Genomic DNA, 12,823 nt, shown 5'->3' with positions numbered 1-12,823 from the left:
ACCTCAGGCCTTGATTCCGTCCAGAATGATTTGCAGGGCGCGACGCGCCAGTTGCTTGCGTTGTGCAGGAGTTTCACCACGCAGGGCACCGCCCAGCATGCCGAACACCAGGGACAGATCCTTGGCATTCAAGGCCTGCTTGCACAGGCCCTTGGCCACCGCACGCTTCATGGGCTCTTCGAACACCAGCCACATCTGCTGGCGCGCATGAATGACTTCTGCATCGCTCTGGTCCACCGTACGCCAGTAGTCCACCAGCGTGGCAGAGACAGCGATGCGCTCGCCCACCAGAGCCAGCAGCTTGAAAAAGGCCTGGTCGTCGTCGTGCCAGGCGGCTGCAGCGGCCCGGGTCTTCTCGACCGAGCGCTCCAGCAGCGCCAGCATGATGGCGCGACGGTCCGGAAACTGACGATACAGCGTGGCGCGGCCCACCTGGGCACGCTCGACAATGAGATCCAAGGGTGCGGTCACGCCATGCTCGGCAAACACGGCATCGGCCGCGTCCAGCAACTGGGCACGGCGTTCGGCGGATGGAGGACGGGTGGTGGACATGGCGCCAATTATCGGACAATTTTGTCCGATAATTGCAGCACTCAGCGTTTCCCCTGCCCTGGCAAGGGTCGGGCAAGACTGCTCTCAATCGCGCGGCAGCGCCTGCAGGCTGCGCCGGCTGATGAACTCGCGCCGCTGTCCGGTCAGGGGATCATCGAAGGCCAGACTGCGTGCCAGCAGCTGCAAGGGCCTGGAATAGTCGCCCGGTTCCGGGTCATTGACCACGGGATAGAAGGCATCGCCCCTGAGCGGCAGGCCCAGCGCCGCCATATGCACACGCAGTTGATGGCGCTTGCCCGAAACCGGACTGAGCCGGTAGCGCGCCCAGGCGCTGTTGTGCTCGATGATTTCCATCAGGGTGCGGCTATTGGGTTCGCCATCCACCTCATGCATGCGAAAGAAATGCCCGCTCTCCTCCATGCGGCTCGCGTGTTCGCGCGGAAATTTCAGCTCGGCACGGTAAGGCGCCACGGCCTCATAGACCTTGTGAATGGCCCTGTCCCTGAACAGTCCCTGATAGATGCCGCGCGTGGCGCGCTGCACCGAAAACACCACCAGCCCCGCGGTGTCGCGGTCGATGCGATGAATCGGCGACAGCTCGGGCAGATCGAACTCGCGCCTGAGCCTGACCAGCAGCGTGTTCTGCAGATACTGGCCGGCAGGCACCACAGGCAGAAAATGCGGTTTGTCGGCGACAAGCAGATGCGCATCGCGATGGATGACTTCCGCCGCGAACGGAATCTCTGGCTCTCCTTCCAGCTCGCGATAGTAGTAATAGCGCAGCCCCGGCATGAATGCAGCGTCCGGGCCAGCCATCTCTCCGGTTTCGCTGACCACTTGACCGGCTGCCATGCGGCGCAGCCAGTCTGCGCGCCCAACGGCAGACAGGCGTTCGCACAAGAAGTCGATCAGCAGCCCCCTACCCTGGGATGGCAACACCACACAGCTGGGGCTGACGCCATCGCGCACGGGCAGAACCTTGGGATCGTGGGAGTTATGCATGGCGCGGGATTTTAGTGGCTGGCCCGACTTCTGGCTTTCATGACCGCATGGGCCCTGCTCAGACGGTGATGCGACTTCGCGGTGACTAGTCCGCTCGGATATTGGCTTTGCGAATGGTGTTCTCCAGAACTCTTTTCTCCTGCTCCAGATAGGCCAGGAACTGAGGATGCCCCATGCGCATGGGCTTGAAGCCTGCTTCCGTCAGCTTTCTGGCCATCTCGGGGTCCGCTTGCAGGATCGCGATTTCATCGGCCAGACGCTTGACGATGCGGGCATCCGTATGAGCGGGAGCCAGCAAACCTTGCCAAGCCTCGACTTCCAGATTGCGAAGGGCCGACGTCTCAGAAAGACTTGGCGTTTGGGGCAGCGTGGCCACACGCTGGCGGGATGTCACGCCCAATGCCTTGACCTTGCCCTCCAGCACAAACGGTTGAGCCAGCGCAACAGGCAGCACGGCAAGGTCGATCTGACCACCCGCCAGCTCGGTCAGCACCTGCGGACCAGACCTGTAGGGAACATGTACCAGGTCTATACCGGACATTTGCTGAATGAGCTCCCCCGTCAGGTGCAGGCTGGTGCCGATGCCATCGGTGCCCAGGGTCAGTCGCCCAGGTTTCTGGCGTGCAAGTTCAATGAGATCGTCCGCACTGCCTGCAGCAAGCCCCGGGCGGGCGACAAGCGCAAAGACCGAAGAGGCCACGGGTGCCACGGGCTTCAACTCGTGCAGACCGTCGTAGCGGAACTTTGCCGGCGAGATCATGGGCGCGACCAGCACCGAGCTGGCCACACCGAAGAGCAAGGTATAGCCATCGGGCCTGGCTTTGATGACGCGCTGCGTGGCAATGGTCCCTGATGCTCCGACCATGTTCTCGATGATCACGGGCTGGCCCAGTCGCTCTGCCAGACGCGGCATCACCAGCCTGGCGGCTACATCCACACTGCCTCCGGGCGCGAAGGGAACCACCACCGTCAGTGCCTGGGCAGGCCAGGACTGGGAAGCCGCCTGGCTTGGCTGTGATAGCTGCTGCAGCAGCGGAGCGCCCAGCGCCCAGGCTGCAAACTGTCTGCGTCGTATTTGCATGATGATCTTTCTGCTGGGATTGGAATGACTCAGCGGGACAGCCAAGGCAGTTGCTCTGCCTGGTAGCGCCATGTCTGGAACACCGTGTTCAAGCGCCCCGGGCCTGTGCGTCGTGCAGCGGCATCGGGATACTCGCCAAACCAGGGCAGGATGAACTCCCAGACCACCTCGCCTTGCGGCGTCACCTCAAACAAGCGCCCGGTGGCCGACTCCGTGATGTGCGTGTTGCCGTTCCAGAGCCGCTGCGCGCTGCCCATGAAAGCGGTGTAGAAGGCATTGACCATCTCGTCCTGGTAGCTCCACGCGATCTCATGGGAGACAGGATCTATTTCCAGCACACGCGAGAAAGCCACATGGGATCCCTGGCGGAAGTTGCCGTTGTCAAAAGTCAGGACATGGCCGTTTGCCAGCGGAACCGGAGCATGCTGGTGCGAGACCACCGATGGCGGGATATGCAGCTTCACCCTGCCGCTGGCCTTGTCCACGCCAATGATTCCCGAAGTGGTGCGCAGGCTCATCAGCACTGTTCCATCGGCCACAAGCCCAAGGCCGTTGACCAAGGGCCAGTGATAGCGGCCAAAGCCAGGGTGAATGGGGAAATCCTCAGGCTCCAGATGCTCCCAGGCCTTCCATTCCCAGACCAATCGACCTGTGCGGTCCACTTCCCGGATCACATCGCCGTACATCACCTCGTCAGCACCAAGCGAGGTGCCGCCAGGCACCCGTTCGGCAAAGCCCAGGGGAACAGGGGCACAGGCTGCATAGAGCAGATGACCGTTGGGCAACCACTGTGCGTCATGGTGGTGTGTCGGGTCTTCATAGCGCCAGACCACCTCCCCGCCTGGCCTGACCTCGTAGAAATCACCGCCATGCCACATGGACCAGGGGGCATAGAGATCTGGCGAATCACGATGGTTGCCGTTGTAGCCCAGGTTGCCGTTCGGCAGGATGACGGCGTGGCGACCGGCACGCACGGGCAGCTTCCACTCATGAGCCACCTGGCCCCGGATATCTATGAGATAGACATGCCCGTCGGCCGTCTGGGGGGCGATCAATGTGTAGCCGCCAGCGCTGAGCGCGCTGTCATGAGCGATGAGACCTGTGCCGCGTCGGCGTTGGGTGACCTGGTCAACGGTGGTAGCCATGGGTTCTTTCTGTGACTTGAGGGATTGATGGCTGCCACTCTAGAAGTTCGACAGCGTCAGGAATAGCTATTTGTTTTTTAAGAGGTGTCAGAAAAAAATTTACACTCAGGACATGCCAGCAATTTCCCAGGCTTTTCGATGCTTTGACGAGGTGGCGCGCCGGGGTTCGGTGCGCAAGGCCTCGGCGACGCTGCACCTGACTGCCGCAGCAGTCAACCAGCAAATCCTCAATCTCGAAGCGCAGGTGGGTCAGCCCCTGTTCGACCGGCTGCCCAGAGGCATGCAACTGACGGTGGCGGGCGAGATCGTGCTGGCAGCAGTCAGGCGCAGCCAGCGCGACTTTGACAATGCACTGGCCCAGGTCGAAGACCTGAATGCCTTGCGCCACGGCCATGTCAGCGTGGGCGTTCCCCACGCAACCGCCGAATACCTCGTGCCCCAGGTAATTGCGGCAATGCATCACCGCTATCCCGATATCACCTTCAGCGTGCGTGCAGGCATTGGCGAAGAGCTGCTGCGACATGTGGCGCAGGGCGAGATCGATGTGGCCTATTGCCTGCGCCGAACGCCTCCTGCCGGGGTCGAGGAAATGCGCTCCTGGGCCCAGCCCCTGGGGGTGGTGATGGCTCCCGATCACCCTCTGCGCATGCGACCGCGGCTGCTGCGTCTGCGTGACTGCCTGGCCTATCCGCTGATCATGATGACTCCCGACATGGAGTTGCGCAGCATGCTGGAGCGCCTGGGCGACGGTGCGCTGAGCCGGACCCAGCCACTGGTGCAAACCAGCAGCATCCCCATGGCTCGTCGCCTGGTGGCAAGCGGCCAGGCACTGGCCTTCATGCTACCGGACAATGTGGCGGAAGACGTCGCCGCTGAGCGCCTGAGCTGGCGTGCGTTGCACGATGCCGGTTCGCTGTTGCACAGCTGCGCTTATCAGCGCACCGGCTATGCGATGGCGGCCGCAATGGATATGTTTCTGACCGAGCTGGAACATGCAGCGGACGAGTTGAAGGCAAACTTTGATACCGGTGTTTCCTGGTCCATCGGCAATCTTGCCGTTTAACAGCATGGAATCGGCAGGCACCGGATAGGCGCTGGCACCTCAACGCCGAGCGGAATGACTTTGCACAATGGAGCAACACTTCGCAGCACTTCATGAAGCACCGCAGTCATTGCTGCAGATGTTTGCATTCGCAGCAACAGCACTCTTCCAGCTGCAGCAGCGTTTCCCGGATCGGTCGCGAAGTCTGAGCTCATTGCATGCGGGCATACATGCATCAGGCAATTGGATGACGAGGCATTTCACGTATGCGCAATAGCATGTGGCAAAAAAGGATGCAACAGCCATGGTCGATCCCACCAGCACTTCAGCCCCTGAATCCGCTCCTGCACATTCGCGCCTGACACGTCATTGGCTGCGCTGGTCAGCCCTTGCGATGGCGCTGCTGCTGGCTTTGATTCTGGCGGCAGCACTGCTGATTGCCTTCATGGACTGGAACAAGCTCAGGCCCTGGATCAATGAAAAAGTCAGCACTTCCGCGGGCCGCGACTTTGCCATCAACGGCGACCTGCAGCTGCAATGGACCTGGCCACAGCCCCTCGATACGGGCTGGCGCCACTGGGTGCCGGGAGTGGTGATACATGCCAGCGATCTGACACTTTCGCAACCCCAGGGCTGGCTGGTTCAACAGGCACCTGAAAAAGCCAATGACAAACAGCCGGTATTGCCTGCGGACCCCAAGGAGCTCAACACCGGTCGCCTGCCCGAGCAAGGCCAGGTAGCGAACGAGAAAAAGACGAACGTAGATGACGACGACGCCATATCCGATGCCGGCCGGCAACCGCCCGAACGCAATGCCCGCACCATGATCACCGCTGCAAATGCGACGGCCAGCCTGCGCCTTTGGCCGCTATTGGCGCGTCATGTTCAACTCGACTCCTTGCTGTTGCAGGCTCCCGACATGGTGCTGGCCCGCAACGACAAGGGCGAGAACAACTGGACATTTGACAAGCCCGCAAGTAGCGGCCCGAAGTGGAGTTTTGAAATAGGCCAGCTGCGCATCAGCGATGGCGTTCTGGGCTGGTCCGACGCCGTCAAGAACATGGCCGTGCGCGCCCGTATCGACACGTTGCGCAGACCGCTCGGTGCCGATCAACCTTATGGCGTGCGCTTTGGCCTCGCTGGCTATCTGCACCAAGGCAAGACCCGCGCGCAAATTCAGGCCCAGGGTCTGGCGGGACCTGTACTGGATCTGCGCCAGGACAGGCTGCGCTTTCCGCTGCGCATTTCGGCCAAGGCCGGCAGCCTGCAAGCATTTGCCGAGGGTATTCTCGACAATCCCAAGACACTGGATGGACTGGACTTTCAAGTTCAGGTGCGCGGCAAGAGCATGGCCGACCTGTTCGAGCTCAGCGGCCTGCTGCTGCCCGCCACTCCGCCGTTCGAGACCAGCGGCCGTCTGATCGGCAGCCTAGCGCCAGGCAAGGCCGTCTGGCAATACGAAAAGTTTCAGGGCAAGCTGGGTCAGAGTGATTTGAGTGGTGACCTCCAATACCGCTCCGCCCAGCCCCGGCCAAAGCTGACGGCACAGCTGCACTCCAAACAACTGCGACTGGTGGATCTGGGACCTGTCATAGGCGCAGCCCCGTCCGACAGCCCCGACAAGCCCCAACCCGTCAACGGCAAGGTACTGCCGCAAGTCCGGTTCCAGACCGAGAACTGGGACAAGATGGATCTCGACCTGCGCTATGAAAGCAGCCATATCCTGCGGCCCGAAGCTCTACCCCTTCAAAACCTCAGCGTGCATGCGCTGCTGGACAACGGCAGACTCACCCTCTCGCCACTGAAGTTCGGCCTCGCGGAAGGCGCGCTGAATATCGATGCCAGCGTGGACAGCCATGCCAAGCCCGTTGCTGCCAAACTCAACGCACAGGTGCAGTCGCTCAAGCTCTCCGCGCTGTTTCCCACAATTGAAAAGATGAAGAAAAGCCTGGGCCGGCTCGATGGCGCAGTCGCGCTCACCGGACAGGGCGAGTCACTGGCACAGTGGCTGGGCACGGGCAATGGCTCGCTGCGCCTGTTTGTACGCGACGGCACTTTCAGCTCGCAACTGCTGGACCTCGCGGGGCTGAACGTAGGTTCCATCGTCATCGCCAAGCTGTTTGGCAGCGACAAGGAAGTGCAGCTGCGCTGTGCCGTGGCTGACTTCAATGTGCAACAAGGTATTGCCCGCCCACGCATGGCCAAGCTGGCCACCACAGAAGCCGTTGTTGAGGCCACGGGCGAGATCAACCTGGCGCAGGAACAGCTCAATCTGCGCATCGTCCCCGAATCGCTGAAGTGGAAGTTCTTCTCGTTGCGCACGCCACTTTATGTGCGTGGCAGCTTTGCCAAGCCCGATGTGGGCCTGGAGCCCGGCCCCCTGGCAGCCCGTGCCGGCGCTGCGGTGGCTGCTGCCGTTTTTGCGCCAGCGGCACTGGCTTTGGTACCGCTGACCGTGCCTGCCGCTGACGACGATGTGAACTGCAAGCAGTTGCTGACTCAAGTACGCCAGTAAACGAAGGCAAGAGCACACCGCTGACCCCAGACTTCGAGCCGGAGCTCATTTGTATTTCACAGTCCATCGCTTATCTTCGAGATAGGCATAGGTGTATAGCCCGCAAGCGTGAACACATGCATTCACTAGGAAACAGAGGGCCCGATACACGAGCCAGCTCAGGAAGGTAAGCTACCGGCCCGGAGCAAACAGCCGCAGCGAAGCTCCGCACGAATCCTTTAGGCTGATCCTGATCATTCATGGCCTCGGGACTGAGCGGCAGCAACCGCCAACAACAACCCTTGAACGCTGCCTGTCCTGAACGGCCGCCCCCACGGAACCGGGCGCTCGATTGCGCGGTTTTCCGCGTACCAGCGCGACGGACTGCTACTGCGTGCCCCGATAGGCTCTTGTTGACCCAGAGCCGTCGACCAAGCCGCGTTGGCTTGGGACGGCTTTGCAGCGATTGCCGCTGCTCGTAGCCGCAACGCTTCATAACGGTCACCGCTCCATACCAGCCATCCGGGCATCGACGCAGATGACCGCTCAACGACGGGCTTAAGGTCGTCGTCGTCAGTGCCCCAGAGGGGCTCCTGAAAGTCCGCTCTCGTGACTTTTGAATAGGCGTTGCCGACCCGATTCAGACGTTAAAAATCTCTCTAGCGAACGTCTGCTCTGAGGGCCATTGCAGCAGCTTGCTTATCCTGAAGTCGTTGCATGAAACGAGTAGCGTCGATGATCGAACGCCGGTGCGTCCCCTTGCCGATCAAGCCAGCCTCGTCATGACAAGAGACATTGAACAATAAGGTTCTGGCGTCGACTGCGATGAGTTCGACATCGGCGGTGACTGTCATGCCAATGGGAGTCGGAGCGATATGACTGATATCCACGTGGATGCCAACTGTTTTCTGCCCAGGCTCCAGAAAGGGGCTCAGGCTTCGAATGCAGGTTTGCTCAATAAAGGCCACCATCATCGCCGTTGCCAGCACTGGCGGCATTTCCTGAAAGCCTAGCCAGGACGTGTCGACCTGAGGGACGGTGTGGCGCGTGTCGACGACGAAGTGCTCAATATGACGAAGCCCTACGGCAATGCTTGGTGCTGCCTGGATTGTCATAGTCTTCCGATCCTCATATTGATTGGCCACGAAATTGCGCGGGTGATGTTTGCATCACCCCATAGCGATGAGATGTCGTCGGCAAAGTCAAGCAGCACTTTTTCCCGTCCTGCTTCTTTTGCGCTGCGAACTGCTGACCAAGTCAGGAGATATCCCAGAAATTCGGAAAGGTGCCAATCGACTTTGATGTCCAAGGTTGGGGCGGCCAGCTCCTCAAAGGGAAAGTCTATGGTCGCATAACCACTATCGACCAATTTTCGTTCAGGAGGCCAGTAGGGGCCAATTTCGTCCCAGTAGAATTTTTGAAATCGCTGGTTCAGTGCTGATTCGAGGTTCAGAACTCCATAGCTAATCAATGCCAGCACACATTCAGGTGCTGCAATCCGTCTGACTTCCTGATAGAACACAGGCAGGTTGAACCAATGGGCGGCCTGGGCCGCTGTAATCAGACTGGCGCAATCAGCAACCAGTGGCAGTTGTTCCGCTCGTGCACATTGATAGGTGATTCGCTCATGGGGAATGGCGTTCGCAATCTGGTCTGCACTGGGATCAAGTCCGATCAGAGCCTCGAAGTGTGGAGCAAGAAGCTGCGTGAGTTGTCCATTGCCACAGCCTACGTCAACAGCAAGTCGATTATCGAGGGCTATCTCGGCAAGATGTGTAGCCAGTTCTGGCGGGTACTCTGGACGAAAGCGGGCATAGGCTCGACCACCTTGCTCAAACCAGTTGCGAATGGAAGTAGCTTGATCTGACATTGTCTTATTCCCTCCCGACCAGGTCGCTTTTGGCTGTCGCGATGCGAGCGGAGAACCCTTGTTCCTCAAGCGCCTGAGCAGTTTTTTCCAACACTTCCCTTAGTGGAAAGCCTATTTCTTCTTCAAGCGTGGCAATCGCGGCGAAGGTCGCAAGCCAGTGATGTTCGAGTTTGGCTACGAGGCTTCTGCCAGTAGCCGTGAGTTGGATGCCACTCTTACGTCCATCGTTGACCGCATAGCGCGTAATGAGGTTGTCGCTTTCTAGAAGGGCGATAGTCTGGCTGATGGCACCCTGCGTCAGATGAGTACTTGTGGTGATATCCGTGACCGTGTGCATCCCCGCCTGTAGCGCTCGAAGAATGGGTGTATAGCGAGGCCGGTAGTTCAGGCTCATTGTTCGGTAATGTTCCTGCGCTCCCTGCTCGACCAATTCGCCGACGTAACGCAGGAGCTCGCCTAATCCTGGGTTTTTCTTGAAGTTCATTTTTTGAATAATACATTAGCACTAATGTAAATTTCAAGAGTAGTGATTTGAAAATCAAGCAGAACCTGATGGGCCTTCTTGGTGTCTTCATCGATCAGGATTGCGCTGGCGAGCGCACCGAGTAACTGCGTGTTGGCGAACTCGACGGCACCGGGGAAGAGGTCCGCGGCGTTGGCCGGCAGGTCGAGCGGCACCTCGTCGAGGAGCAGGCTCAACGCTTCATGCGAAGTGGCGTAGCTGCCAGGCTCAACCCCTGTGATCAGCGTGACTTCGGAATGCGGATACTTGCCGCCCTCGGGCCTCAGGATTTCCGCATCGGGATAGGCTTGGCGAAAGCCATCGACTACCTTGTCTTGATGCAAGCGGCGCCAGTCCGTCCCCTGGTGGCTCAGTGCCTACTGTGGCGGCGCAGTTGGCTGCCTATGTGGCGCGCTTTGAACTAACCACGGAACGCGGCTTCTCTATACTTTGTGTGTGGCTTGACTGAGGCAGGTAGCCCCCGTTGAATGACGATGGAGTCCTGATGGCGCAAAACATAATTTTTTCGGTGGACATCGGCTGGCAGGCCTTGCTGAAGGACCTGGGTGTCCAACCCGGCCATGTGTTGCGTCGGGCCGGGCTTCCCGACGATTTGCTTTCCCGTGGCAGACGCGGGCTTCCCACTGAAGACTGTTTCCATTTCTGGAACGCTTTGGAGGCTGAGGCGGGTGATGTCATGTTTCCCTTGCACCTCGTCGAAACCCTCTCGGCCGAGTCCTTCGATCCGCCCCTATTCACGGCGCTGTGTAGCGACAATTTCATGCAGGCCGTAAAGCGCCTCGCTGGCTGCCGGTGCAGACCGACGTGCCGTACTCGTTGCAAGTGGCCGAGATCGCATTTTTCCTGCGGTTGGCCCGACTCGCGACCCGCGAGTCCGTCCAGGCGCTGCGGGTGGCGCTTCCGCAACTTCCGCCTGCTGCCTATGCCCGGCGTTACGAGAGTTTCTTCTGTGCCCCCGTACAACAGGGGGCGAATCCGAGCATCACATTCGCGTCCGTTTCTCACGGTCAACGATGGCATGTGGCGCCTGTTCGAGCCTGATCTGCGCCGCCGGCTCAGCGAACTCGATGCGACGACGACGGCGGAACGCGTGCGTGCCGTCCTGCTGGAACTGCTGCCCGACAACGAGGCAACCATCGAGAGGACCGCCGGGCGCCTGGGCTTGAGCAAGCGTACGCTACAGCGTCGCCTTGAAGACGAGGGAGAAAATTTTCGGGCCTTGGTCAATTCGACGCGGGAGAACCTGGCCCGCCACTACCTGGGAAACACCACGATGTCCGGCGCGGAGATCGCCTTCCTGCTCGGCTTCAAAGATCCCAATTCCTTCTATCGAGCATTTCAGGACTGGACCGGGCAGACGCCCCACAGCGCCCGCCATGCCATGTGTCTGAACTGAGGAGAAACACACCTTGACCACGCTTGTCGATCAACGAAAAGTGCTGCTGGCCGGCGCCACGGGACTGGTGGGCGGCCTGATGCTTCAGGCCCTGCTGGCCGACCAGACGGTCTCCGAAGTGCATGCCCTGAGCCGTCGGCCATTGAGTGTCCGCCACCCCAGGCTTCAGGTTCACATCGTGGATTTCAGCCGCTTGCCCGCGCTGCCGCAGGTCGACGAGGTGTATCTGGCGCTCGGCACCACGATCAAGGTGGCCGGCAGTGAAGCAGCGTTCCGTGCGGTCGATCTGGAGGCCAATCTGGCGGTAGCCAAGGCAGCGTTCACCGCGGGAGCCCGTCGCGTGGGACTGGTCAGCGCCGTGGGGGCGAATGCGAAATCCTCCGTGTTCTACAACCGCGTCAAGGGTGAGTTGGAGGACGCCCTCAAAGCGATGGGGCTGACGACACTGGTGATCGCGCAACCCTCACTGTTGCTGGACTACCGGAATGGCCTGCAGCAGCCGACGCGCATCGGTGAACTGATCATGATCCCGATCGGGAAGCTGCTCGCGCCGCTCCTACCCGGAACCTATCGACCAGTGCGTGCGCGGGCGGTCGCGCAGTCGCTGGTCAAGACCGTGCCTGCGGCTGAAGGCGTGGTCGTGCTGGCTTCCAACGTGCTTGCCAGGATGGACGACGAGCGCTGAGCGAGACTTTGGCAGCACCGTACATGGCGCGCTGGTAGTTGCGTCTGTTGGTGGCCGCCAGCCTCTGGCCGAACGCACAGTTCAACGCCTGATGTCCAGCTTATGCTGGAACCAGCCATTCCTCATACAACTGTGAACGGCGGCTTTGGCTGGTAGTGTGAGTACACAGATATGCCAGGATGCAGACACCCGCTACGCGAGCCCAGCCAGAGGAGTCTGCTGTCACCGAAGGCCACGAGCAGTCGATGACGGCAAGGAACAGCGGACCTGAATGGACGCCATTAGGTCGCCAAGGCACAACAGCCCTAGTGTCTTATCGTCTCCACACGCATCCCGGCAGCCCACCACCCGGGAAAGCCGTCATACACCCGGTCCGCCTGGAATCCCTGGGCGCGTAGCCAGGCCACGGCCTCTATCGAGAGCACGCAATAGCGGCCGCCGCAATAGGCGAGGATTTCCTGGTTGCGCGGCAATTGGGCAAGGTGTTGATCAAGCTCCTCGGTCGGAATATTGATCGCACCCGGGATGTGTCCACTCTCATAGTCCTGGTGAGACCGGACATCCAGAAGTAGCGCCCCGTTCTCCAATTTTTCGAGCAATTGCTCGATGGAAACGCCCTCCAGTTGTTCCGGACGCTGGATGCTGTCCGAAATGATGCGCTGCATGTCAGCCTGCTGGTGGGAAACATAGTCGCGTAGCGCCGCAAGCAGGTTGGCGACGGGACCGCTGCCGACGCGATACAGCACCTGCTTTCCATCGCGCCGCGACTGAATCAATCCCGCCTGTCGCAATTGCTTCAGGTGCTGGGATGCATTGGTAATGGAGAGCCCGGCGTCCTCAGCCAGCTGTTCCACGGAGCTCTCCCGCTTAAAGATCGCTTCCAGCAGCGCCAGCCGATGGGCATGCCCGAGCGTCTTGGCGACATTGGCCAGGTCATCCAGTGATTCAAGGGGGGACAGGGTCGCGCTCATTGTGGTCTTCATTGACGCCAAGATACCACTCTCATATCATTTCAACAATTAATGGAATGATG

The 12,823-nt window shown here is 60.1% G+C and carries 14 protein-coding genes and 1 pseudogene; 6 read left to right on the top strand and 9 right to left on the bottom strand.

Annotated elements, in window-relative coordinates; translation table 11 throughout:
• Nucleotides 1-3: 3 nt before the first annotated feature.
• The 4 genes from CTR2_RS12370 to CTR2_RS12355 form a co-directional block, all read right to left on the bottom strand.
• The gene (locus CTR2_RS12370; protein ID WP_034352504.1) at nt 4-552 is read right to left on the bottom strand and encodes a TetR/AcrR family transcriptional regulator; all 549 of its coding nucleotides are present in this window, start codon (nt 550-552) and stop codon (nt 4-6) included.
• A gap of 84 nt (nt 553-636) precedes the next feature.
• Nucleotides 637-1,554, bottom strand: coding sequence for an RluA family pseudouridine synthase (locus CTR2_RS12365; protein WP_087083725.1), 918 nt, complete (start codon nt 1,552-1,554; stop codon nt 637-639).
• 85 nt (nt 1,555-1,639) lie between these two features.
• The gene (locus tag CTR2_RS12360; RefSeq protein ID WP_087084617.1) at nt 1,640-2,635 is read right to left on the bottom strand and encodes a Bug family tripartite tricarboxylate transporter substrate binding protein; all 996 of its coding nucleotides are present in this window, start codon (nt 2,633-2,635) and stop codon (nt 1,640-1,642) included.
• Between the two features lie 29 nt (nt 2,636-2,664).
• Nucleotides 2,665-3,780 (bottom strand): aryl-sulfate sulfotransferase, encoded by a 1,116-nt coding sequence (locus tag CTR2_RS12355; protein ID WP_087083727.1) that lies wholly within the window; start codon nt 3,778-3,780, stop codon nt 2,665-2,667.
• Nucleotides 3,781-3,892: 112 nt separating this feature from the next.
• Between CTR2_RS12355 and CTR2_RS12350 the strand changes: the two genes are divergently transcribed.
• Together CTR2_RS12350 and CTR2_RS12345 are read left to right on the top strand one after the other, a co-directional pair.
• Nucleotides 3,893-4,843 (top strand): LysR family transcriptional regulator, encoded by a 951-nt coding sequence (locus CTR2_RS12350; RefSeq protein WP_087083729.1) that lies wholly within the window; start codon nt 3,893-3,895, stop codon nt 4,841-4,843.
• A gap of 283 nt (nt 4,844-5,126) precedes the next feature.
• Nucleotides 5,127-7,337: an AsmA family protein gene (locus CTR2_RS12345; protein ID WP_087083731.1), complete on the top strand. Its 2,211-nt coding sequence runs from the start codon at nt 5,127-5,129 to the stop codon at nt 7,335-7,337.
• Nucleotides 7,338-7,975: 638 nt separating this feature from the next.
• Here CTR2_RS12345 and CTR2_RS12340 read toward each other — a convergent pair.
• From CTR2_RS12340 to CTR2_RS12325, 4 genes are read right to left on the bottom strand one after another with little or no spacing between them, the layout of a single operon-like run.
• Nucleotides 7,976-8,431 carry a thioesterase family protein gene (locus CTR2_RS12340; RefSeq protein ID WP_087083733.1) on the bottom strand — a complete coding sequence of 152 codons (456 nt, stop codon included), beginning with the start codon at nt 8,429-8,431 and terminating at the stop codon, nt 7,976-7,978.
• Nucleotides 8,428-9,186, bottom strand: a complete 759-nt coding sequence (locus CTR2_RS12335) for a class I SAM-dependent methyltransferase (protein WP_087083735.1) — start codon at nt 9,184-9,186, stop codon at nt 8,428-8,430. The genes CTR2_RS12340 and CTR2_RS12335 overlap by 4 nt, the downstream gene beginning before the upstream one ends.
• 4 nt (nt 9,187-9,190) lie before the next feature.
• On the bottom strand, nt 9,191-9,670 hold the full coding sequence (locus CTR2_RS12330; RefSeq protein WP_087083736.1) for a MarR family winged helix-turn-helix transcriptional regulator: 480 nt from the start codon (nt 9,668-9,670) through the stop codon (nt 9,191-9,193).
• Nucleotides 9,667-10,032 carry a hypothetical protein gene (locus tag CTR2_RS12325; RefSeq protein ID WP_217896238.1) on the bottom strand — a complete coding sequence of 122 codons (366 nt, stop codon included), beginning with the start codon at nt 10,030-10,032 and terminating at the stop codon, nt 9,667-9,669. Before CTR2_RS12325 ends, CTR2_RS12330 begins: the two co-directional genes overlap by 4 nt.
• A gap of 161 nt (nt 10,033-10,193) precedes the next feature.
• Between CTR2_RS12325 and CTR2_RS12320 the strand changes: the two are divergent.
• From CTR2_RS12320 to CTR2_RS12305, 4 genes and pseudogenes are all read left to right on the top strand, one after another.
• Nucleotides 10,194-10,481 (top strand): annotated as a pseudogene (locus CTR2_RS12320) (AraC family transcriptional regulator ligand-binding domain-containing protein); the annotation flags it as partial.
• A gap of 20 nt (nt 10,482-10,501) precedes the next feature.
• Nucleotides 10,502-10,750, top strand: coding sequence for an AraC family transcriptional regulator ligand-binding domain-containing protein (locus CTR2_RS12315; protein ID WP_310224402.1), 249 nt, complete (start codon nt 10,502-10,504; stop codon nt 10,748-10,750).
• On the top strand, nt 10,728-11,105 hold the full coding sequence (locus tag CTR2_RS12310; RefSeq protein ID WP_254913422.1) for a helix-turn-helix transcriptional regulator: 378 nt from the start codon (nt 10,728-10,730) through the stop codon (nt 11,103-11,105). The genes CTR2_RS12315 and CTR2_RS12310 overlap by 23 nt, the downstream gene beginning before the upstream one ends.
• Before the next feature lie 13 nt (nt 11,106-11,118).
• Nucleotides 11,119-11,790, top strand: a complete 672-nt coding sequence (locus tag CTR2_RS12305; protein WP_087083738.1) for an NAD(P)H-binding protein — start codon at nt 11,119-11,121, stop codon at nt 11,788-11,790.
• A gap of 305 nt (nt 11,791-12,095) precedes the next feature.
• Here the strand turns inward: CTR2_RS12305 and CTR2_RS12300 are convergent, their stop codons facing one another.
• Entirely contained in the window at nt 12,096-12,761 is a 666-nt protein-coding gene (locus CTR2_RS12300; RefSeq protein WP_087084618.1) for an ArsR/SmtB family transcription factor, read from the bottom strand.
• Nucleotides 12,762-12,823 lie beyond the last annotated feature (62 nt).

Source organism: Comamonas thiooxydans (genome assembly GCF_002157685.2).
Classification (GTDB): domain Bacteria; phylum Pseudomonadota; class Gammaproteobacteria; order Burkholderiales; family Burkholderiaceae_C; genus Comamonas; species Comamonas testosteroni_H.
This window is presented reverse-complemented; position numbering and strand designations above follow the sequence as displayed.